1 protein-coding gene is annotated in these 840 nt (G+C 66.2%); it reads left to right on the plus strand.

Translation table 11 applies throughout. The annotated features are described in order from the left end of the window. Positions 1 to 745 (plus strand): DNA adenine methylase (locus tag EXE44_RS17385; protein ID WP_158293496.1); only part of this gene is annotated, 745 nt, incomplete at its 5' end. Between the last annotated feature and the right edge of the window lie 95 nt (positions 746 to 840).

The following is an 840-nucleotide window of genomic DNA, read 5'->3' on the forward strand; positions in this document are numbered from 1 at the left end:
GCTGCTGAATAAGCCGCGGAGCCGCGCCGAGATTTTCAACGACCGCGACGAGTACGTGGTGCGGTTCTTCGAGGCGGTCCGAGACCGTCCCGAGGAGCTCGCCAAGGCCGTCCGCGACATCCCGTACTCGCGCGGTCTCTACAACGAGTGGTCGCGACAGTTCCGCGACCCCGAGCAAGACCTCGGCGGGGATCTCGTTGAGGAAGCAGCGCGGTGGGTGTTCCTTCGGTACGCCAGCTTTTCCGGGCGCTACGGACAGCGAGCCGGCTTCGCGACGGATACCCCGCGGAAGGGGCCGCAGAAGTCTGAGATATGGGCTCGCGTCCCCGGACGGATACAGCGTCTCCGTGACCGGTTCAAGGGCGTCGCGATCGAATGCGGCGACTACTCTGAGCAGTTCGAGCGGTACGACGACGACGGCGTACTGTTCTACTGCGATCCGCCGTACACCGAGGAGAAGGACAACTACTACCGCGGGCCGCTGTTCGACCACGGGGGCCTCGTCGAGACGCTTCGGTCCGTCGACGGCGAGTGGATCGTCTCCTACTCGGAACCGCCGGAGGGGCTGGAAGACCTCGCGACGGCTGTGGTCGAGCGGAGTTACAACCGATCGGCGTCGCTCGACAACAGCGACAGGCCGGAGCGACTGTTCTGTTCCTACGATCCGTCGACGGCGAAGATGTGGTCCGGACTCGGTCAACAGACGCTCGCCGCGACAGACGGAGGTGAGGCCGGTGCCGAGTAACGCCGACGATCAATTCGGAGACGGAGCCGATCGCGAGCCTCGCGACGGGGAGAGCTACGACGGCGCCGGCCACGTCCGTCCGGTCCCGGCAGGCG

The sequence above is a fragment of the Halorubrum sp. SS7 genome (genome assembly GCF_005435055.1).
GTDB lineage: Archaea > Halobacteriota > Halobacteria > Halobacteriales > Haloferacaceae > Halorubrum > Halorubrum salinarum.